Origin of the sequence: uncultured Allobosea sp. (assembly GCF_945957345.1) — a bacterium.
Classification (GTDB): domain Bacteria; phylum Pseudomonadota; class Alphaproteobacteria; order Rhizobiales; family Beijerinckiaceae; genus Allobosea.
In genome coordinates this window covers 30,170-49,503 of record NZ_CAMFKW010000016.1, presented here as the reverse complement: position 1 = coordinate 49,503, position 19,334 = coordinate 30,170, and the positions used below count along the sequence as shown (strand labels likewise).

The 19,334-nt window shown below is 67.4% G+C and carries 19 protein-coding genes; 3 read left to right on the top strand and 16 right to left on the bottom strand.

The features are described from left to right. Positions 1 to 68: 68 nt before the first annotated feature. Together Q0Q36_RS10340 and Q0Q36_RS10335 are read left to right on the top strand one after the other, a co-directional pair. The gene (locus Q0Q36_RS10340; RefSeq protein ID WP_293797910.1) at positions 69 to 530 is read left to right on the top strand and encodes an Lrp/AsnC family transcriptional regulator; all 462 of its coding nucleotides are present in this window, start codon (positions 69 to 71) and stop codon (positions 528 to 530) included. Positions 531 to 648: 118 nt separating this feature from the next. Continuing rightward, on the top strand, positions 649 to 1,812 hold the full coding sequence (locus Q0Q36_RS10335) for an AGE family epimerase/isomerase (protein WP_293797907.1): 1,164 nt from the start codon (positions 649 to 651) through the stop codon (positions 1,810 to 1,812). Here Q0Q36_RS10335 and Q0Q36_RS10330 read toward each other — a convergent pair. The 10 genes from Q0Q36_RS10330 to Q0Q36_RS10285 all read right to left on the bottom strand — a co-directional run bounded on the left by Q0Q36_RS10330 (position 1,809) and on the right by Q0Q36_RS10285 (position 12,434). After that, positions 1,809 to 2,792: an ABC transporter ATP-binding protein gene (locus Q0Q36_RS10330; RefSeq protein ID WP_293797906.1), complete on the bottom strand. Its 984-nt coding sequence runs from the start codon at positions 2,790 to 2,792 to the stop codon at positions 1,809 to 1,811. The genes Q0Q36_RS10335 and Q0Q36_RS10330 overlap by 4 nt on opposite strands. Beyond that, on the bottom strand, positions 2,789 to 3,769 hold the full coding sequence (locus Q0Q36_RS10325) for an ABC transporter ATP-binding protein (protein WP_293797905.1): 981 nt from the start codon (positions 3,767 to 3,769) through the stop codon (positions 2,789 to 2,791). Before Q0Q36_RS10325 ends, Q0Q36_RS10330 begins: the two co-directional genes overlap by 4 nt. Then, positions 3,766 to 5,307: a gamma-glutamyltransferase gene (locus Q0Q36_RS10320; protein ID WP_293797904.1), complete on the bottom strand. Its 1,542-nt coding sequence runs from the start codon at positions 5,305 to 5,307 to the stop codon at positions 3,766 to 3,768. Before Q0Q36_RS10320 ends, Q0Q36_RS10325 begins: the two co-directional genes overlap by 4 nt. After that, complete coding sequence (locus Q0Q36_RS10315) at positions 5,307 to 6,203, bottom strand: polysaccharide deacetylase (protein WP_293797902.1); 897 nt, start codon at positions 6,201 to 6,203, stop codon at positions 5,307 to 5,309. Before Q0Q36_RS10315 ends, Q0Q36_RS10320 begins: the two co-directional genes overlap by 1 nt. A gap of 13 nt (positions 6,204 to 6,216) precedes the next feature. Beyond that, the gene (locus Q0Q36_RS10310) at positions 6,217 to 7,002 is read right to left on the bottom strand and encodes an SDR family NAD(P)-dependent oxidoreductase (RefSeq protein ID WP_293797901.1); all 786 of its coding nucleotides are present in this window, start codon (positions 7,000 to 7,002) and stop codon (positions 6,217 to 6,219) included. 11 nt (positions 7,003 to 7,013) lie between these two features. Then, on the bottom strand, positions 7,014 to 7,871 hold the full coding sequence (gene nikC, locus Q0Q36_RS10305; protein ID WP_293797899.1) for a nickel transporter permease: 858 nt from the start codon (positions 7,869 to 7,871) through the stop codon (positions 7,014 to 7,016). Beyond that, complete coding sequence (locus Q0Q36_RS10300; protein WP_293797897.1) at positions 7,868 to 8,794, bottom strand: ABC transporter permease; 927 nt, start codon at positions 8,792 to 8,794, stop codon at positions 7,868 to 7,870. Before Q0Q36_RS10300 ends, nikC begins: the two co-directional genes overlap by 4 nt. 6 nt (positions 8,795 to 8,800) lie before the next feature. Next, positions 8,801 to 10,306, bottom strand: a complete 1,506-nt coding sequence (locus Q0Q36_RS10295) for an ABC transporter substrate-binding protein (RefSeq protein ID WP_293797896.1) — start codon at positions 10,304 to 10,306, stop codon at positions 8,801 to 8,803. Then, positions 10,303 to 11,082, bottom strand: coding sequence for a GntR family transcriptional regulator (locus Q0Q36_RS10290; RefSeq protein WP_293797894.1), 780 nt, complete (start codon positions 11,080 to 11,082; stop codon positions 10,303 to 10,305). The genes Q0Q36_RS10295 and Q0Q36_RS10290 overlap by 4 nt, the downstream gene beginning before the upstream one ends. A gap of 152 nt (positions 11,083 to 11,234) precedes the next feature. Then, entirely contained in the window at positions 11,235 to 12,434 is a 1,200-nt protein-coding gene (locus Q0Q36_RS10285; protein WP_293797892.1) for an MFS transporter, read from the bottom strand. An 87-nt stretch (positions 12,435 to 12,521) separates the two neighbouring features. On the opposite strand from Q0Q36_RS10285, the gene Q0Q36_RS10280 reads away from it, so the two are divergent. Beyond that, on the top strand, positions 12,522 to 13,280 hold the full coding sequence (locus Q0Q36_RS10280) for a helix-turn-helix domain-containing protein (RefSeq protein ID WP_367187170.1): 759 nt from the start codon (positions 12,522 to 12,524) through the stop codon (positions 13,278 to 13,280). A 10-nt stretch (positions 13,281 to 13,290) separates the two neighbouring features. On the opposite strand, the gene Q0Q36_RS10275 is transcribed toward Q0Q36_RS10280, so the two are convergent. Genes Q0Q36_RS10275 through Q0Q36_RS10250 form a run of 6 tightly spaced genes read right to left on the bottom strand, consistent with a single transcriptional unit; the run spans position 13,291 to position 19,284 of the window. Beyond that, the gene (locus tag Q0Q36_RS10275; protein WP_293797890.1) at positions 13,291 to 14,172 is read right to left on the bottom strand and encodes an ABC transporter permease; all 882 of its coding nucleotides are present in this window, start codon (positions 14,170 to 14,172) and stop codon (positions 13,291 to 13,293) included. A gap of 1 nt (position 14,173) precedes the next feature. Beyond that, a complete protein-coding gene (locus Q0Q36_RS10270) occupies positions 14,174 to 15,106 on the bottom strand; it encodes an ABC transporter permease (RefSeq protein WP_293797888.1) in 933 nt (310 codons plus the stop codon). Continuing rightward, positions 15,106 to 15,831, bottom strand: a complete 726-nt coding sequence (locus Q0Q36_RS10265) for a glycerophosphodiester phosphodiesterase family protein (protein WP_293797886.1) — start codon at positions 15,829 to 15,831, stop codon at positions 15,106 to 15,108. The genes Q0Q36_RS10270 and Q0Q36_RS10265 overlap by 1 nt, the downstream gene beginning before the upstream one ends. Beyond that, a complete protein-coding gene (locus Q0Q36_RS10260) occupies positions 15,828 to 16,820 on the bottom strand; it encodes an ABC transporter ATP-binding protein (protein ID WP_293797884.1) in 993 nt (330 codons plus the stop codon). Before Q0Q36_RS10260 ends, Q0Q36_RS10265 begins: the two co-directional genes overlap by 4 nt. Further along, positions 16,817 to 17,680 carry an ABC transporter ATP-binding protein gene (locus tag Q0Q36_RS10255; protein WP_293797882.1) on the bottom strand — a complete coding sequence of 288 codons (864 nt, stop codon included), beginning with the start codon at positions 17,678 to 17,680 and terminating at the stop codon, positions 16,817 to 16,819. Before Q0Q36_RS10255 ends, Q0Q36_RS10260 begins: the two co-directional genes overlap by 4 nt. Further along, complete coding sequence (locus Q0Q36_RS10250) at positions 17,677 to 19,284, bottom strand: ABC transporter substrate-binding protein (protein ID WP_293797881.1); 1,608 nt, start codon at positions 19,282 to 19,284, stop codon at positions 17,677 to 17,679. The genes Q0Q36_RS10255 and Q0Q36_RS10250 overlap by 4 nt, the downstream gene beginning before the upstream one ends. Between the last annotated feature and the right edge of the window lie 50 nt (positions 19,285 to 19,334).

Below are 19,334 nucleotides of genomic sequence, written 5' to 3'. Positions count from 1 at the left end.
CAAGCGCTTGGCGATAGTCGCCCATTTTTGCTATCCAATGACGAAATTCGCCGATGATGAAGGCTCCAATGGCTAAAACGGTCGATTTCGACACATTCGATTACGCCCTGCTGAAAGAGATGCAGGCCGATAATCAGACGCCGGCGCGCGTGCTGGCCGAGCGTGTGGGCCTGTCCCAGAGCGCGGTCCTGCGGCGGTTGCGGCGCCTGCGGGCGGAAAAGGTCATCACTGCCGATGTCTCGGTCGTCAGCCCCGAAATCATGGGCGTGCCGGTGACGGTGCATGTCACCGTCTCGATCATCCAGGGCTCGCGGACCTATGGCGATTTCGCCCGGAAGCTCCAAGCCCGGCCCGAGGTCAAGCACGCCTCCTATGTGACAGGCGACGCGGATTTCGTGCTGCACCTGCAGGTCGAGAGCATGGCGGCTTACGCGGCTTTCACGCGCGAGGTCTTCCACGACGATCCGAATGTTGCGGAGTACCACAGTTATATCGCCATGCGCGAAGTCGTCGGCCGGGGCGCGCTGTAGCGCTCTGCACTGGGCGATGTGGACGCGAGCTCCGGCGGCCGCTATCGGCTCGGAGCTGTAGCGGCTTGGTGAAAAGCGCCGCACTCGTCCGTTCTTGCCTCACCGGGGATATCGCCAGATGAAGCGTGAAGAGGCTCCGAAGAGCGCTAACGATCTGCCGTCGAAGGCGTGGCTCAGAGAAATCCTCATCCCGGCCTGGATCGATCGTGCCGTCCGGCCCGGCCGCGCCGGATTCGTCGAGATGTTCGACCCGGCCGATCCCGTGCGAGATTTCGGCCCGGTGAGAACGACGCTGGTCACCGCCCGGCTGACCTATGTCTTCAGCCATGCCCATCTGCTCGATCCGGAGAGCGGGGCGCTCGCCGCCGCTCGCCATGGCTTCGCCTTCCTGCGCGACGTTTGCCGGGAGGGCGGGCAGGGACGCTTCCTGCATTCCGTCCGCGAAGACGGGACCTCGGTCGATGCCCGCACCGATCTCTACGACCTCGCTTTCGTCCTCTTCGCCATGGCCTGGTACTACCGCGCGACTCAGGACGGTCAGGCGCTCGCGATCGCAGACGAAGTGATCGGCTTCATCGAACGCGAGATGGCACATCCGCAGGGCGGTTTCGTCGAGGATACGCTGGGCACGCTGCCGCGGCGGCAGAACCCGCATATGCATCTGCTGGAAGCGTTTCACGCCCTGGCGGGAGCGACCGGCGAGCAACGCTGGCTCGACCATGCCGATGCGATCGTCCGGCTCGCGCGCGCGAATCTGGTCGATACGGAGACCGGCACGCTCGGCGAGTATTTCACTGACGACTGGCAGCCGGCTTCCGGTTCGGCCGGCCACGCCTGCGAGCCGGGCCATCATTTCGAATGGACCTGGCTGCTTCTGCATCACTGGCGCCTGACGGGCGAGACGCAGGCACGCGATCTGGCGGAGAGGCTCTATGGCTTCGCGATCCGGCATGGTCTCGACGATGGTTCGGCCGGCCCGCTCGCTGCCTTCGACGTGTTTGACCGCTCTGGCCATGTTACGGCCTCGACCAAGCTGCTCTGGCCGCAGACCGAAGCGATCAAGGCCTTCCTCGCCCGGATCGAGTTTCTGGACGATGCCGACGCGGCCGCGCGTCTCGACAAGCATCTCGCCAGCCTGTTCCGCTGGTTCGTCGCGCCCGATACGGGCCTCTGGTTCAACCAACTCGCGAAGGATGGAACGCCCACCCAGACCGTGATCCCGGTCCGGGTGCTCTACCATCTCCTGCTCGCCCTCGCGGAGTGGGAGCGCGTGCGCGGCTAGCTTGCCACCTGCCGGCCGACATGAACGCAGGCCGCCTCGGTTCCCGTATCGCCGGCCGCGAGCGGGAAGCGCTCCTCGGAGCAGACTCCGATCCGTTCCGGACAGCGCGTCACGAAGGGGCAGCCGACCGGCGGCGAGAGCGGGCTCGGCAGATCGCCGCTCAGGATGATCTTCTCGCGATGGCGCTGCGCGCGCGGGTCCGGCAGCGGGATCGCGGAGAGCAGCGCCTTCGTATAGAGGTGCTGCGGCCGCTCGAAGATCGCATCGACCGGACCCTGCTCGGCGACAGTCCCGAGATAGAGCACCATCGCTTCGTCCGCGATATGCCGAACGACCGAGAGGTCATGCGAGATGAAGAGATAGGACAGGCCGAGATCACGCTGCAACTCGAGCAGCAGGTTCAGCACCTGTGAGCGGATCGAGACATCGAGCGCGGAGACCGGCTCGTCGAGCACGAGCAAGCGCGGCGACAGGGCGAGCGCCCGCGCGATGACGACGCGCTGGCGCTGTCCGCCCGAGAGCGCGCTCGGGAGGCGTTCCGCCAGCGCGGCAGGCAGGCCGACACGATCCAGCAACTCGGCGACGCGGGTCTTGCGATCGGCGCGGCTGCGCCCGGCGATGGCGAGCGGCTCGGCGATGCTGTCCGCGATCGTCATCTTCGGATCAAGCGCCGAGGACGGGTCCTGGAAGACGATCTGGATATCCTGCGCCAGTGCCGCCCGCTCGCGCCCCTTCAGCGCGGTGATGTCGCGCCCGTCGAAGCGGATCGTGCCGGCCGTTGCCCGCTCCAGCCCGACCACGGCATAGGCGGTAGTCGACTTGCCGCAGCCGGATTCGCCGACCAGCGCAAGCGTCCGCCCGGCGTGGAGGTCGAGTGAGATGCCGTCGACGGCCTTGACCACGCCGCCCGGCGTGCCGATGCCGCCGCGCAGCGGGAAATGCACCTTGAGGTCGCGGACCTCCAGCAGGGGCGCGCTCATGCCATCGCCTCCAGCCGGTCGACATGCCAGCAGGCGGCGCGATGGGAAGCGCCTACCGCAACGGCGGGCGGAGCCTGCTCACAAGCCTCGTCCGCGAGTGGGCAGCGCGTGCGGAACCGGCAGCCTTCCGGCCAGGCGCCGGCCGGCGGCACTATGCCCTCGATCGTGCGCAGCACCGTCTTTCTGGCGCCGTCGAGCTTCGGGATCGTGCCGAGCAGCAGGCGGGTATAGGGATGGCTCGGTTCGGCGAAGATGGCGTCGACCGGGCCGCTCTCGACGATCCGGCCGCCATACATCACGCAGACATCGTCGGCGAGGTCGGCGACCACGCCCATGTCATGGGTGATCAGCACGACGGCGCTGCCGACCTCGTCGCGCAAGCGGCGCATCAGGTCGAGGATCTGCGCCTGGATGGTGACGTCGAGCGCCGTCGTCGGCTCATCCGCGATCAGCAGCGACGGCCGGCAGATCAGGGCCGAGGCGATCATGATGCGCTGGCACATGCCGCCGGATAATTCGAATGGGTATTGCCGGGCGCGCCGTGCCGGATCGGGAATGCCGACGCGCGCCATGATCGCGATCGCTTCCTCGCGCGCAGCGGCGCGCGCCAAGCCGCGATGCAGCAGCAGCGCCTCTTCGACCTGCTCGCCGACCCGCATCAGCGGGTTCAGCGAGGCGACCGGCTCCTGGAAGATGATCGCGGCATCGTTGCCGCGCACCTCCGACAACTCCGCTTCGGAAAGTCCGGTCAATTCACGCCCGCCGAGCCTGATCGAGCCGTTGGAGACCCGTGCCGCGCCCGGTAGCAGCCCGAGCACGGAGAGCGCCGTCAGGCTCTTGCCGCAGCCGGATTCGCCGACGATCGCGAGGATGCGGCCGGTCTCGACGCCGAGCGAGACGCCGTCGACGATGCGGTTGCCGTCGATCTCGATGGCGAGCCCCTCGATCGCCAGCATCGGGTTGGTATGATCGCTCATACCGAGGCCGCCGCGACCGCGGCCCAGGGGCTGGTCGGGTGGGCCATGCCGAGGAAGCCATCCTCCGCCCGCATCACGGCGGAGGGCACCGAGAAGTTCACGGGATAGAGCGTGTCCTCGACGATCTCGACCGGGAAGGCGCCCGCGACCCGCGCCGCCACATCCGGTTCGGCCCTTGCGTCGACTTTGATGCGCGGGGTGGAGGCGTCGATGCGCGGCCGATGGAACACGTCTTCCAGCGAGAGCCCGAAATCGGCGATGCCGGAGATCATCTGCAGCAGTGTCGGGAAGATCGTGCGGCCGCCCGCGGCGCCGATCGCGAGCCAGGGTTTTCCGCTGCGGCTCAGTACCAACGGGCACATGTTCGCCAGAGGCTTCACACCGGGAGCCAAGCTGTTGGGCTGGCCGGGGCGCGGATCGAACCACATCATGCCATTGTTCATGATGATGCCGGCCCGCGGCAGAGCGACCCGCGCGCCGAAGCGCGAGAGCAGCGTGTTGGTCAGCGAGACCATGTTGCCGTCGCGGTCGACGACGCTGACATGCGAGGTACAGCCGGCCTGCGGCGTCGCGGCATGGCCCATGCTGTTGAGCCTCACCGCATAGGCCTCGCGGATCGCAGTCGCATAGGTCAGCGCCGCATCGGCCTCGGAACTGCCCTGCCCAAGGCCACCTGCCTCGACGCGCCGCGCGGCGTCGAAGAAGGTCGGGCCGCCGCTGAGGCCGGGAATGGCGGCGATGTCGAGATCGCGGTAGCGCCCGGTCAAAGCCGGCGACCAGACGGCTTGATAGCTCGCAAGATCGTCGAAGCGGATGGCCGAGCCGCCGGCTTCGAGATCGCCGGCGATCAGGCGCGCCGCCTCGCCCTCGTAGAAATCGCGGGCGCCAGCCTTCGCCAGCCGCGTCAGCAGCGCGGCCTTGGCCGTCATCGGCTTGAAGCGGCGGGTATCGGCGCCGGCCTTGGGTGGCTGACCGTTGTCGAGCAGCAGCGCGGAGATCGCGGGATCGCGCGACAGGCCGGCGACCTCGACCGCGATGCAGAGCGCGGCGTACCAGTCGATCTCCAGCCCGCGCTCTGCATGCTCGATCGCCGGCTGCAACGCCTCGCCCCAGGAGATCGTGCCGTAGCGTTCGAGCGCCGCGGCAAAGCCGGCGATGGCGCCGGGCACGCAGATCGCGCTGTAGCCCGCGACATTGCGCTCGCCCACGACGGCGGGCCAGGCGAACCAGTTGCCTGAGCCCGCATCGGTCAGCGGATAATCCGCCGGATCGAGCCCGCGCGGCGAGCGGACGTTGAAATCGAGCGTATCGAGCGCGCCCGTCTTGCCATCGGCATGGATCAGGAAGCCGCCGCCGCCCACGCCCGACAGCCAAGGCTCGACGATGCTCAGCACCAGCGCGGTGACGATCGCCGCGTCCATCGCGTTGCCGCCGTGCGCGAGCACGGCCGCGCCGGCTTCGGCCGCGTGGCGGTTCTGCGCAGCGACGAGCCCATGCTGGGAGTGGACGGCCGGGCGGCGGATGCTGAAGGTCTGCATCAGGCTTTGGTCCGGAAGCGCAAGGGCGCGCTCGGCTGCGGCAGGCGCATCGGCACGCTGAAGCGTTGCGCATTGGCGCTCGCGGCGTGATGTTCCGCAAGCTCGCCGACGGTCGCGATCCAGACGCCCGGCGAGGCCGTCACCACGTCGAGCAGCTTCTCCAGCATGCGCACGCGCCCGGCCCGGCCGGAAATCCAGTCATGGACGGTGAGCATCATCATCCGCCCCTCGCGATGCAGCACCTCCCATTCGTCCAGCCAGGCATCGAGGATGCCGTTCTGCGGCGACGGCGGAGCGCGGTCCTGCGCGCTGCCGGTGAAGCGGAAATAGACGGCGTCATCGACGGCCCAGAGCACCGGGACCTGCGTGACACCATCGATCGTATAGGGATGGTCGAAGCCCATCAGCGAGGAATCGTAGAGCCCGCGCCGCTTCACCTCCTCCAGCATGAAGGGCGTCATCTCCCAGGCTGGGGAGCGGAAGCCCTTGGGAACGACACCCGCCTGGCTCTTAAACAGCGCCAGCGATTCATCCATCGCGCGGGCGAACTCCTCCGGCCCGGCTTCGGTCGCGAGTTCGTGGAAATAGCCGTGCAGCCCGATCTCATGGCCGCGTTCGACGAAGGCCGGCAGCAGCTCCGGATGGTTCTTCGCGATCAGCCCCGGCACGAACAAGGTCGCCTTGATGCCGTAGCGGTCGAGCAGGTCGAGCAGGCGCCAGATGCCGACGCGCGGGCCGAACAGTCGCTGCTCGATCTGGCCGAGTGCGACCGGCGCGCCCTCCGGCAGGCTCCACTGATAGGGGCTCTCCGCATCGACATCGATCGTGAAGCAGAAGGCGCTCGACTTGCCCTGCGGCCATTCATAGGCGGGGCGGGCGGCGTTCGGGGCGATCATGGGCTCAACCTCCTCAGAGCGCCTGCTTCTTGTCCTGATGGACGGCGAGCGAGCCGATCGAGTTGCCGCCATCGACCGTCAAGGTCGCGCCGGTGACATAGGCCGAGGCGTCGCTGGCGAGATAAAGGAGGGCGTTGCCGACATCGGCGCGCGAGGATGCGCGGCCGAGCGGAATCTGCGCGACGGTGTTCTGGATATGCGCGTCGGTCAGGGCGCTGACCGTGCTGCCGGCGGCGAAGCCCGGCTCCAGCGCGTTGGAGCGGATGCCGTATTCGGCGAGCTCGACGCCGAAGCCTTTGGTCAATCGGTCGAGCGCTGTCTTCGACATCGAGTAGATGCAGGCGGTGCGGCGCATCTTGCGCGAGGCGCCGGACGAGATGTTGATGATCGAGCCCTTCACGCCTTTGCGCACCATCTGGGTGGCGAGTTCGCGGGTCAGGATGAACGGCGCCCTGAGATTGATCCCGAGGATGCGGTCGAACTCGGCGGTCGTCGTGTCCAGCAGGAAGGCGCTCGGATAGATGCCGGCATTGTTGACGAGGATGTCGGCGGCGCCCCAGCGCTTCCCGATCTCGCTGGCAAGCGCCACGATCGACGCCTCGTCGGTCAGGTCGGCCGGCATGACGAAGCTCTCGCCCGAGAGGTCCATCGCCTTGGCCTGCTCTTCCAGATCGCCAGCGCGCGCATCGGTCAGGCAGAGCGTGGCGCCGGCCTCGTGCAGCACCTCGGCGATCCAGCGGCCGATGACCCCGCAGGCGCCGGTGACGACGGCGCGCTTCCCCTTGATGTCGTCGAACATGGGCTGACTCCTTAGCGATGGCGAGGATCGAGGCGGTCGCGCACGGCGTCGCCGGTGAGATTGACGGCGAGCACCAGCACGAACAGGCAGGCGCCGGGGAGCGTCGCGACCCACCACGCGGTCGCGACATAGTTCCGGCCGGTCGATAGCATCGCGCCCCAGCTCGCGGTCGGCGGCTGCACCCCAAGCCCGAGGAAGGAGAGCCCCGCCTCGAACAGGATCATCAGGCCGAACTCGAGCGTCGCGACGACGCTGACCGCGCCGACGATATTGGGCAGGACATGGCGAAAGAGCACGCGCGGCGCGCTCGCCCCCATCAGCGCTGAGAGCCGGACATAAGGCATGTTCGCGACGGAGAGCGTCTGGCTGTAGGCGATGCGGGCGTAGCGCGGCCAGCGCGTCAGCGCGAGCACCATGATGACGTTGACGATGCCGGGGCCGAGCACCGCGACGGTGATGATCGCGAGCAGGATCGCCGGGATCGACAGGAAGACGTCGACGACGCGCATCACCGCGATCTCGACCCAGCCGCGCCGATAGCCGGCGATCATGCCGAGCGTCGTGCCGACGATGCCGGAAAGGATCACCGAGGCGAAGGCGACGATCAGCGATATCTGCGCGCCATGGATGACGCGGCTGAGCAGATCGCGGCCGAGCTCGTCGCTGCCGAGCCAGTAATGGAAGCTGCGCGAGACCGTGCCGGGCGGCTTCAGCCGGCCCAGCAGGTTCTGCTGGTTGGGATCATAGGGCGCGAGCCAGGGCGCGAATACCGCGACCAGCACGACGAACGCGATGATGCCCACCGGCCACCAGCGCCATAGCGCGCTGCGCCGGCCGCGCGGCATCGGGCGTGCGGTTGCGACGCTCACGGCGCACCCTCCAGCACGATGCGCGGATCGACCAGGCTGTAGAGCAGGTCCGACATGAGGTTGAGCAGCACGGTGACGAAGGCCCCGAGCAGGACGACGCCCTGCACGATCATGAAATCGCGCGCCAGGATCGCCTGCACGGTGACCTGTCCGAGGCCGGGCCACGCGAAGACCGTCTCGACGATGACGGCACCGGCCAGCAGGTTCGAGATTTCGAGCGCCGCGACGGTAATGACCGGGATCGAGGCGTTGCGCGCGAGATGGCGGATCAGCAATCGCCCGCTGCGGACGCCGCGCGAGCGGGCGGTGCGGACATAGTCCTTCGAGAGCTCGTCGAACAGGGCCGAGCGGGTGATCCGCGCGAAGGTCGCCATGCTGAGCAGGCCGAGCGCGAAGGACGGCATGATGAGATGCGAGAGACCGCCGGTGGAGGAGGGCGGCAGCCAGCCGAGCAGCACCGAGAACACCAGGATCATCAGGATGCCGCTCCAGAAGGTCGGCATGCTCTGGGCGGCAAGGACGAAGCCGGCGGCCGCCTTCGCGGCAGGCGAATTGCGGAAGATCGCGAGCAGGATACCGATCGGCACGCCGATGCCGCAGGCGACGAGGAGCGCGCCGGCCGCCAGCATCAGCGTATAGGGCAGGCGCGAGGCGATGATCGTGGTCACCGGCACGCGCTGCACCACCGACTGGCCGAGATCGAAACGCGCGAGCTCTCCGAGGAAGTCGAGATACTGCACCACCAGCGGCCGGTCGAAGCCGAGCTGGTGGCGCAAGGCCGCGATATCGGCCTGCGTCGCCGTTTCCGGGACGAGCAGATAGGTCGGGTCTCCCGTCAGGCGCTGGACGAAGAAGATCAGCGTCACCACCCCGAGGATGGTGACGAGCGCCTGGCCCAGCCGGCGGATCAGGAAACCCGGCACGGCGGCTCAGTCCTTCCAGCTCATCCGGTTCAAGAACATGCTTTCGTTGGGCGTCGGCTGGAAGGTCAGGTTCTTGGCCGCGCCATAGATCACCACGGCCTGATAGAGCGGCACGACCGGCACGTCGGCGGCGACGATCTCATGCACCTGCTTGTAGGCCGCGAGGCGCTTGTTCGTGTCCAGTGTGGCGCGGGCCTCTTCCAGCAGGGCGTCCATCTTCGGATTGCGATAGGCCGACCAGCCGCTGCTCTTGTGCAGCAGCGGGAAGAGCACGCCGTCGGCATCCTGGCAGGCGCAGGACCAGCGGCCGAAGCTGAGCAGCGATGTCGTCTCCGGCCCGGCTTGGGCGCGCTTCAGATAGGTCGCCATGTCCGACATCGCGATTTTCACGTTGAAGCCCGCATCGACCAGCATCTGCTGGATCGCCTGGACGATGCGCTGGTCGAAGACCGGCGCGGTCGAGAGGTCGATCTCCGCCTTCGCGGCCGGGCCAGCCTCGGCAATCAGCGCCTTGGCCTTGGCGAGGTCGTGCTCCGGCGCCTTGATGCCATCGACCCAGCCGAAGATGGCGGGGGTCAGCAGTTCCGGCACCTGCTTGTCGTAGCCGCCGAGCAGGCCGTCGATCATCGCCTGCTTGTCGATCGCATAGGCCGCCGCGAGTCGGAGCTTGGGATTGTCGAAGGGCGGCTTGGTCGTATTGAGCCGGACATAGGCGACACGCTCGGTCAGGCCGATCAGGGCCTGGGCTTTGGGCGAGACCTTGAGCTGGCCGGCCTGGTCGGCATCGAGCGTGACCACGAGGTCGCTCGCGCCGGCCTGAAGATTGGCGAGCCGCGTCGCTGCGTCCGGAACCGCCCGGAAGATCACCGTCGGGAACGGGGCCTTGGTGCCCCAATAGGCATCGTTGCGCGTGAGCTGCACGTTCACGCCGCGCTGCCAGGATTCGAACTTGTAGGGGCCGCTGCCGACCGGCTTCAGGTTGAAGGCGTCCTTGCCGACGGCCTCGACGATGGCCTTGGGCACGATCGAGAGCTTGACGAGTTGCGCCAGCAGCGCCGGATAGGGGCCGGCGGTGACGAGCTTCACCTTGGTCGGCGAGAGCGCGACCGCATCGGTGATCTTGTCGAACTGGCCGAGCTGGGGGCTGGCGAATTTCGGATCGGTGATGCGCTTGACGCTGTAGACGACGTCGTCGGCGGTCAGCTTCGAGCCGTCATGGAAGGCGATGTCGCTGCGCAGATCGAACTCGATCTCGGTATCCGAGACCTGCTTCCAAGCGGTGGCGACCTGCGGGATGATCGCGCCCTTGTCGTCGCGGGTGACGAGGTTGTCGAAGATGTTCCGGTAGACATAGTAGCTGTCCGGGTTCCACTGCACCTGCGGGTCGAGCGAGGACGGCTCGTTGACGAGATCGACGACGAAACGGTCCTTGGCGGCCAGAGCCGGCCCGGCCGCGAGGCCGAGCGCGGTGGCGACGAGGAAGGCGGCTGCGGCTTTCGAAACACGATTCATCGCGATTTCTCCTCGGAAAGGGCGGGTGATGGCTTGCAGTCGTTCGTCCCTTTGCGCGGCTTGCGGCTACGCACGGAAACGGGCTCGTTCTGCGGAAGCAGGCAGGCGGCGGCGAGGAAGCCGTGTGCGACCGCATCGGTGAAGCGCTTCTGCTCGTCCTGGAGCGCCGCAAGTGCGGCCGCGCGATCGCCGCGCAGCAGGGCGTCGAGCAGTTGGCGCGGATCGATTGCAGGCGGCGTCGCGCCGGCGAGTTCGAGCGAACGTGTCAGGCGCTCGGTGTGGTCCCAGAGATCGCGCAGCCAAGTCTCGATGAAGCCGCCGGCCCTTTGCGTCAGGAGATCGAGCGCCTGCCGGCAGAGCTGTTGCGCCATGGTACGCGCGGAAGGATCGTCCCGCCCGATGACAGCGTCGATCGCCCCTCGCAGACTGCCGAGCAGCGCAATGCTGCCTTCATCGAGCGGTTTCTCGACCAGCGCGGGTTCGATCCGCGTCCGAGCCTCGATGATCGCGCTTGCGAGCGCGCCGTCGACCGTCGCGACGCGCCAGCCCTGCCGCGCATGCCGGATGACGAAGCCCGCTGTCGCAAGTTCGGTCAGCGCGACGCGGACCGCCGCACGCCCGAGCCCGAAGCGCTGGGTGAGATCGCCTTCATGAACATAGGTGCCCGGCGCGAGTTCGCAGCGGACGAGCGCCTGCCGCAGGCGCCGGCTCGCGAAGGCGATGTCGCTCTCCGCCACCGGTGGCTTGGGCAGAGAGAAGGGCGATTGATCGAGCATGTGCCATGCTGGCTCACTTCATGACATCTGACAATTGCTTTGTGAGATGTTAGAAACGCATGATCAGACGCGGTTGAGCCCCGCCATGCATGGCGGGGCGATGGTCCCAGTCTCGTTTCAGTGATCGCCTGACGGCTTGCGCTGCCCGAAGCCTACGGTTCGGCTGGAACGGTGCTTGCCGCGGATGCGGACTGCGCGATGAAAAAGAAGGCCAGCGCGGCGCACCAGACGATCAGGCCGAACACCGCCGCCCCCGCCAGCACCAGCCCGAACCCGCCCTGCGCATGGAGGACGGCCAGCATCGGCACGACGAAGCCGCTGACCGTGAAGCCGAGGAAATAGCGCACGCTGAACGCCTTGGCGCGGTGCTGCGCCGGCACATAGCGGGCGACCATCGCATCGTTGACGACGACCTGTCCGTAGATCGCGGCCATGGTCAGGACGAGCCCGAGCAGCAGCGGCACGCCGGAGGTCGTCGCCGCGAGCACGAGGCCCAGCGGCTGGAGAAGAGCGAGTCCGACGAACAGGGCCGGTAGCGTATAGCGGTCGACCAGCCGGCCCATCAGCCATTGCGTGGCAGCGCCGAAGACGAAGACCAGCGTTACCAGGGAGCCGGTGAGCGCCAGGGGGAGATCGAGACCTAGCCGTTCGTCGATCACCTTCGGCAGCGAGATCGTCGTGATATTGAAGGTCATGCCGCCTGCGATGATGGCGACGGCGAAGACCGCGAGCAGCGCCATCGGCCGGCTGACCGGAATGAGTTCGGCCTTGCCGGAGCGGCTCGCGGACGGGTTGCCATCGCCGGGAACCATCATGATGAAGGCCGCACCCAGCACGAGGCAGATGAGGCCCGGCAGGATGAAGGCGAAGCGCCAGCCGAAGCTTGCGGCGATCAGCGCGGTGACGCCGGCGGCCGAAGCCGCGCCGAGATTGCCCCAGACGGCGTTGACGCCGAGATCGCGGCCGAGCTGGCGGGCATGGCTGACCAGCATGGTCGAGCCGACCGGGTGATAGATCGCCGAGGCCACGCCGAGCACGAGCAGCCAGCCGGCGAAGGCGGCAGGCTGCTCTGCGCTGGCGACGCCGAGGCAGGACAGCCCGTAGCCGATGAAGAAGACCGCGAGCATGTTGCGCCGGCCGAACCGGTCCGAGAGCCAGCCCATCGGCAGCGAGCAGAGGCCGAAGGCGACGAAGGCGCCCGTGGCGAGGCCGATCAGCTCGGCATAGCTGAGGCTGCTCTGCGCCGCGATGGCGATCACCGCCGTCGGATAGATCAGCAGCACGAAATGGTCGAGCGCATGGGCGGCGTTGACGAAGAGAAGGGTGCGCTTGGACAGCGTCTCAGGATTCATGGGCGGGCTCGCGATGATGACGCTTTACTCTAGCTTGACCCGTTAGGCCTTTAGGGTCGTTATTCGACATGATCGGGCCAAGTGAGAATGATGATGCGCAGCGAGAGCGAGGCCTACCAGACCGTGCCGCGCGCGGTCGCTGTGATGCCGAGAAGCTACGAGACCGGTGCGAGCACCGGCTGGCACAGCCATCCGCGCGCGCAGCTTCTCTATGCTACCGCTGGTTTGACGCTCGTGCGGGCGGAGGATGGCACCTGGGTCCTGCCGGCCCGGCATGCGCTCTGGATTCCGCCGCGCCTGTCCCACGAGGTCAGGATGCACGGCGCGGTTTCGATGTGCTCGGCCTATATCGCGCCCGAAGCGGTCGGCGTCCTGCCGATAGGGTGCCGCGTGCTGGAGGTCTCGTCCTTGCTCGCCTCGGCGCTGGAGGCGCTCTCGGCAGAGCCGATGCTCTATGACGAAGCCGGGCGCGGCGGGCATCTCGCCGCGCTGATCCTCGACGAGATCGCGCGCGCGCCTGAAACCGCGTTGACGCTTCCCTTGCCGCGTGATCCTCGTCTGCGGCGGATCTGCGATGCGCTCCTGAAGGACCCCGCACTTGACATCGATCTCGACGGCTGGGCCGAGCGTGCCGGCGCGAGCCGCCGCACATTGACGCGCCGCTTCCGGGCGGAGACCGGCCTGAGCTTCGGCGACTGGCGCACGCGCCTTCGCGTGCTCCGCGCCATGACCATGGCGAGCGATGGCGCGCTGCCGCGTCAGATCGTCAGGGCGGTCGGCTATCCCGACCAGCGCGCACTGCGGACGGCTGCGCGACGCGTCCTCGGCCGCACGGACCTGTCCTGACGAGAACCGGTCAGCGCGCCTGCAGCGTCGGGTCGAGCCGGTCCCTTATCCAGTCGCCGACGATCGAGATAGACATCGTCGTCAGGAAGATCGCCATGCCCGGCAGCACCGCGATCCACCATGCGCTTGTCAGGTATGCGCGGCCGGCACCGAGCATCTGGCCGAGGCTGGTCAGTGGCGGGCGGATGCCGAGGCCGAGGAAGGAGAGCGAGGTCTCCAGCAGGATCACCTGCGGGAAATTCAGCGTGAACTGGACGATCAGCACGCTCAGGATGTTCGGCAGCACATGCCGGAGATAGACATGACGGGCCGGCGCGCCGAGCGCCGTTACGGCCGTCGCGTAGTCCTGCGTATTGGCGGCGATGACGACGCCGCGCGTCAATCGCGCGAACACCTCCCAACCATAGAAGCCCATGATCGCGACGAAGAGGAAGAAGCCGCCGCCGAACAGGGCGATCAGCGCCAGCGCGATCATCATGAAGGGCAGGGACGCCTGCACGTCCGCCAGCATCATGATGGCCTCCTCGGTGAGTCCCCGGAAATGGGCAGCGATGAAGCCAAGCGTGGTGCCGATCAAGGCGCCGATCAGCGTGCCGCCAAGTGCGACGAGCACGCTGAAGCGGATTGCGTAGATCAGGCGGCTGAGCACATCGCGGCCGAGTTCGTCGGTTCCCAGCAAGTGCTCGGGCAGGCCGCCGAGAAAGCTCGGCGGCTTCAGGCGCTTCAATAGCGATTGCGTGCGGTAGTCGTAAGGCGCCAGCCAGTCGGCGAAGAGAAAGATCATCAGGATCAGGCCGAGCAGTATCAGCGCTGCGATCACGATGGCTGGATAGCGCGCCTCGGCTTTCACCGGTGCATCGTCCTTCCGGCGGAAGAGGGTGGTCAGCGCCATCTCAGCGCTCCGACCGGGCGGCGCGCATGCGCGGGTCGATCAGCGCATAGATCGCGTCGACGGCGAGATTGGCCAGCACCATCGTGATCGAGGTCATGATCAGGATCGCCTGCACCAGCGCGAAATCGCGTGAGGTCACCGCGTTGACCAGCAACCGGCCGACGCCCGGCACGGCGAACACCGTTTCAACGATGATCGAACCAGCGACGAGGTCGCCGAGCTTGAGGCCGATGATCGTGATGATCGGGATCGCGGCATTGGGCAGGGCATGCCAGAGCACCCGGCGCGGCCGCGGCACGCCCTTGGCGCGGGCGGCGACGACATATTGCTTGTTGAGCACCTCGAGCATGGCCGAGCGGGTGAAGCGGGCGAAGGTGCCGGCGAAATGCGTACCCAGCGTGATCGCCGGCAGGATCAGGTGCCAGATCGTCTGGTCGCCCGAACTCGGCAGCAGGCGCCAATGCAACGAGAACAGCAGGATCAGCAGGATGCCCAGGAAGAAATTCGGCAGGCTGAAGCCGAGCACGGCGAAGCTCATCACGAAGCGGTCGATCGGCCGGTTGCGGTTGAGCGCCGCGACGATGCCGAGCCCGACGCCGAGGACGAGGCCGAGCACGAAGGCCGTGAGCCCGAGCCGAAGCGTGCGGGGAAGGGCGGCGGCGATGAGGTCGATGGCGGGCCGCTGGTCAGAGAGCGACAAGCCGAAATCGCCCTGTGCGATCCCCGCGACATAGGAGACGTATTGCTGCCAGAGCGGCCGGTCGAGCCCGAATTTCTCGCGGTAATGCGCGATGACCTCGGCCGGAGCCTGGTCGCCGACCAGCGCCTCGATCGGATCGCCCGAGAGATTGAGCGCGACGAAGGTCAGCGTCACGATCAGCCATACGGTCAGCAGGCCACGCGCGAACTTCGCCAGGAAGAGCCGTCCCGGCATCACGACGCCTTGCGGCTCTGGAAGCCCGTCAGCAGGTCGGGATCGTTGAGCAGCACAGCCTGCGGCGCATGCGCGAGGATGCGCAGGAGGCTGTCGCCATCGACATCGCCGACGATGCGGCCGGTGCCTTTGCCGCCTGCGGTGACCCAGACCGGTACGCGCCCCAGCAAGCGCGTCGCGACCGGGCCGTCGAGATTGCCTTCCCAGATACGGAAAGCGCTCGCGCCGGCGGCGGCATAATGATCCGGATTGGATTTGTCGGGCAGGAAGGCGAGCATCCGGATGCCCGGCACCGTCAGCGTGGCATGCGCAACCTGAAGCACCTCGCGCGCGCCGACCCAGACCCGATCGACGACGCCGAGTTCCCGGATCACCGCGAGCACCGCATCGATGATCGCGAGGTCTTTCGTCTTGATGTCGATCAGCGCCTGGCGATGCGGGCAGATTGCGGCGAGCGCCTCGGCCAGCGTCGCGAGTTGGACGCCGCCGGAGCGGGCGATGGCCTTGAGGTCTTCGAGAGACGTCTCGGCGATCGCGGCGTCGTCGCCGGCGACCCGCACGAGATCGGGATCATGCGAGGCGACGACGACGCCGTCGGCGCTGAGCCGTGCATCGGTCTCGACGAGATCGGCGCCGGACGCGATCGCGGCGCGATAGGCCTCCAGCGTGTTCTCGGGATAGCGGGCGGAGTGGCCGCGATGGGCGATGACGAGCGGCCGGATCATGACGCAACTCCCAGTTCACCAGCAAAATGGCAGCGGACGCTGCGGCCCTCGCCGAACGGGCGCAGGCTCGGCATCTCGGCCGAGCAGCGCGGGCGGGCATGGGGACAGCGCGTGTGGAAATGGCAGCCGGAAGGCGGGTTGGCCGGCGAGGGTGGATCGCCCGCGAGCCGGACGGGCCGGGCCGAGCGCGAGGCCGAAAGGTCAGGAATCGCGGCGAGCAGGGCCATCGTATAGGGGTGCATAGGCTCCCGATAGACCGGGTCGGTCGGGCCTTCCTCAACGATCTGGCCGAGATACATCACGGCAATGCGGTGCGAGAGCTTCTTCACCACGCGCAGGTCGTGCGAGATGAAGAGATAGGCGATGTCGAAGCGCTCCTGCAGCTCCTGCAGCAGCTCGGTCACTGTCGCCTGGACGGAGACGTCGAGCGCCGAGACCGGCTCGTCGCAGACGATCAGGCTGGGCTTCATCGCCAGTGCGCGTGCGATTACGGCGCGCTGCGCCTGCCCGCCGCTGATCTGGTGCGGGAAGCGGTCCGCCATCTCGGGCGCCAGCGCCACCGCCTGCATCAGGCGCAGGACTTCCGCATCGCGTCCGCTGCGCACGCCGATCTCGTGCAGGTCGAGCGGTTCGCGGATCTGGCGGCCGATGCTGAGCCGCGGATCAAGCACCGATTGCGGGTTTTGGAAGATCATCTGGATGTCGCGGCGCTGCCGCTGCCAGTCCTTCGGCGTCAGGCTGGTGAGGTCGCGGCCCTTGAACAGGATCTCGCCGCCGCTCGGCCGCTCGAGCCCGACGATCATCCGGCCTGTCGTCGATTTTCCGCAGCCGGATTCGCCGACGAGACCGAGCGTCTCGCCGATCCGCAGGGTCAGCGACACGTCCTCGACGGCGCGGATCGTCCGTTGTGTCCGCAGGAAAGAGCGGCCGCCGCCGAAATGCCGGCGCAAGGCAGAGACACGAAGAAGAGGCTCGGTCACGGCGCTCATGATGCAGCCCGCTCGCGATAGACTGGCGCGGCGACATCGAGACGCGGCATCGCGGCGAGAAGCTCGCGCGTATAGGGCGCTTCCGGTGTGTTCAGCAGGCGCTCGGCCGGGCCGGCTTCGACAACGCGGCCATGGCGCATCACCACGACATCATCGGCCATTTCGGCGACGACGCCGAGATCATGGGTGACGAACAGGATCGCCATGCCGAGCTCGCCTTTGAGGCGGTTCAGGAGGTCGAGGATCTGCGCCTGGATGGTGACGTCGAGCGCGGTGGTCGGCTCGTCGGCGATCAGCAGGCGCGGCTCGCAAGCGAGCGCCATCGCGATCATCACCCGCTGCGCCATGCCGCCGGAGAACTGGTGGACATAGGATGCAAGGCGCTGCTCCGGCTCGGGGATTCCGACCAGGCGCAAAAGCTCCAGCGCGCGGGCCTGGCGCTGCGGTTCGGACAGCACGGTGTGCAGGCGCAGGGTCTCGCGCAACTGCGTGCCGACCGTGTGCAGTGGGTTGAGCGATCCCAGCGGGTCCTGGAACACCATGCCGATGCCGCGACCGCGCACTGTCTCCAGCTCCGCCTCGCTGGCGGCGGCGAGATCGCGCCCTTCGAACAGGATGCGCCCGGCCGTCCGGCGGCCGTTCGCGGGCAGAAGGCCGAGCACCGCCTGGCAGGAGACGCTCTTGCCGCTGCCGCTCTCGCCGACGATGCAGGTCGTCGTGCCCGGCCGCACCGCGAATGAAACCGCGTGCAGGATGTCGGCATAGCCCCTGGCTGTGCGGAAGCCGACGGTCAGGCCCTCGACGGAGAGCAGCGCGTCGCTGCCCCCGTCGGTGCCGGTCCTGCGCGCGTGCTCCGTCACTTCGCGACCAGCGAGAAGTTCGAGGGGCGGAAGTCCATGTAGTACTGGCTGTAGGGCGTCCACTCGATGCCCTTTTTTACGCCATAGCCGGTGACGGGGTTGTAGAGCATCGTCATCGGCATATCGTCCTCGAAGGCGGTGAGCAGCTTGGCGAAGATCGCGCGCCGCTTGGCTTCGTCGGTCTCGGCCGTCAGCTCCTTGGCGGCGTCGTTGAAGGCGGGGCTCGCGCCATAGAGCTTCCAGGTCTTCTGGTTCTCGCTGTCGGGCCCCCATAGCGTCAGGATCGCGCCGGAGGGATCGGGCACGCGATAGGTGTTCGACCAGGCGAAGACCTGCGCGCCCGGCTTGCGCACCTCCTTGAAGCTGTCGACGAAGTCGATGCGGGCATTGATGCCGACGGCGCGCCACATCTCCTGGATCACCTGCGCCGCCTCGACATTGTAGAGGTAGTAGTTCGGGATAAGCCGGTAGGAGATTTCCTGGCCCTTATAGGAGCTTTCGGCGAGCAGCTTCTTGGCCAGCGCGGGGTCGTAAGGGTAGCCCTTGTTCTCCTTGACATAGATCGGCCCGAAGCTCGGGAGCTGGTGGCCGTTCGGCGTGAAGGTCTGGCCCTTCCAGAGTGCGTCGATCAGCGCCTTGCGGTCGATCGACAGGCTCATCGCATGGCGCAGCTTCTTGTCGGCGAGCAGGGGATCGTTGGTGTTGAACTGGAGCACATGGCTGTTCTCCAGCGGCTCGGTCTTCAGCGAGACGTCCTTGTAGCGCTTCAAGCCGTCCCACTGGTCCGGCGGCAATTCGACGGCGATGTCGAAATCGCCCGCCACGAGACCGGCGACGCGCGCCGCGACCTCGGGCACCGAGCGGAAGGTGATGGTTTTGGCCGCAGGCTGGCCGCCGAAATAGCGATCGAAGGCCGCGAGCGTGATCCTGTCGTTCTTCTGGTAGTCGACGAAGCTGTAAGGGCCGGTGCCGACCGGCTTCCAGCGCAGGGCCTTGGCGGCCTGATCCATCCAGACCTTGGAACCGGCGCCCTCCCTGCGGAACGCGTTCCATGGCTCGTCGCAGAGGACGAAGGACATGTAGCTCGACAGGCGATGCTCCATGATCGGGTCGTGCTGCGCCACCGTGATCCGGACGGTGAAGTCGTCGAGCTTCTCGACATTGGTGAAATTGCCGAAATAGACGCGGCCCTCCGGGTAATAGGCCTTCGGCCCCCAGAGCCGGTCGGGCGAGAAGGTCGCCAGCACGTCATTGGCGTCGAACGGGCTGCCGTCATGGCAGGTGACGCCGCGGCGCAGCTTCAGGTCGAAAGTCGTCGGCGTCGTCCAGGACCAGCTCTCGGCGAGGCCGGGCACGAGATTGGCGGCGCCATCGGCCTTCGGCCTGGCGAAGTCGCGCCGGATCAGCGTGTCGAAGATCGAGTAGTAGATCCGGATATCGACATTGCCGGTATTCTCGCCGGGGTCGAGCGAGCGCGCGAGCTCGTTCACAGCGACCGTGATGTCGGGCCTGTTCTGCGCGATGGCGCCTGAGCAAGCCAGGGTCGCGAGCCCCGTCCCGAGCAGGATCCCGGGAATGGTCTTGCCGATGGTCGAAATCTTCATCGCATTCTCCAGGGGAACAGAGGCTTTATCGGTGTTCGGGCGGAGGGCGC

Excerpts from the sequence above, each read along its gene's own strand:
- Q0Q36_RS10340 (WP_293797910.1), top strand. The coding sequence starts at position 69 with ATGGCTAAAACGGTCGATTTCGACACATTCGATTACGCCCTGCTGAAA.
- Q0Q36_RS10335 (WP_293797907.1), top strand. The coding sequence starts at position 649 with ATGAAGCGTGAAGAGGCTCCGAAGAGCGCTAACGATCTGCCGTCGAAG.
- Q0Q36_RS10330 (WP_293797906.1), bottom strand. The coding sequence starts at position 2,792 with ATGAGCGCGCCCCTGCTGGAGGTCCGCGACCTCAAGGTGCATTTCCCG.
- Q0Q36_RS10325 (WP_293797905.1), bottom strand. The coding sequence starts at position 3,769 with ATGAGCGATCATACCAACCCGATGCTGGCGATCGAGGGGCTCGCCATC.
- Q0Q36_RS10320 (WP_293797904.1), bottom strand. The coding sequence starts at position 5,307 with ATGCAGACCTTCAGCATCCGCCGCCCGGCCGTCCACTCCCAGCATGGG.
- Q0Q36_RS10315 (WP_293797902.1), bottom strand. The coding sequence starts at position 6,203 with ATGATCGCCCCGAACGCCGCCCGCCCCGCCTATGAATGGCCGCAGGGC.
- Q0Q36_RS10310 (WP_293797901.1), bottom strand. The coding sequence starts at position 7,002 with ATGTTCGACGACATCAAGGGGAAGCGCGCCGTCGTCACCGGCGCCTGC.
- Q0Q36_RS10295 (WP_293797896.1), bottom strand. The coding sequence starts at position 10,306 with ATGAATCGTGTTTCGAAAGCCGCAGCCGCCTTCCTCGTCGCCACCGCG.
- Q0Q36_RS10290 (WP_293797894.1), bottom strand. The coding sequence starts at position 11,082 with ATGCTCGATCAATCGCCCTTCTCTCTGCCCAAGCCACCGGTGGCGGAG.
- Q0Q36_RS10285 (WP_293797892.1), bottom strand. The coding sequence starts at position 12,434 with ATGAATCCTGAGACGCTGTCCAAGCGCACCCTTCTCTTCGTCAACGCC.
- Q0Q36_RS10280 (WP_367187170.1), top strand. The coding sequence starts at position 12,522 with ATGATGATGCGCAGCGAGAGCGAGGCCTACCAGACCGTGCCGCGCGCG.
- Q0Q36_RS10275 (WP_293797890.1), bottom strand. The coding sequence starts at position 14,172 with ATGGCGCTGACCACCCTCTTCCGCCGGAAGGACGATGCACCGGTGAAA.
- Q0Q36_RS10270 (WP_293797888.1), bottom strand. The coding sequence starts at position 15,106 with ATGCCGGGACGGCTCTTCCTGGCGAAGTTCGCGCGTGGCCTGCTGACC.
- Q0Q36_RS10265 (WP_293797886.1), bottom strand. The coding sequence starts at position 15,831 with ATGATCCGGCCGCTCGTCATCGCCCATCGCGGCCACTCCGCCCGCTAT.
- Q0Q36_RS10260 (WP_293797884.1), bottom strand. The coding sequence starts at position 16,820 with ATGAGCGCCGTGACCGAGCCTCTTCTTCGTGTCTCTGCCTTGCGCCGG.
- Q0Q36_RS10250 (WP_293797881.1), bottom strand. The coding sequence starts at position 19,284 with ATGAAGATTTCGACCATCGGCAAGACCATTCCCGGGATCCTGCTCGGG.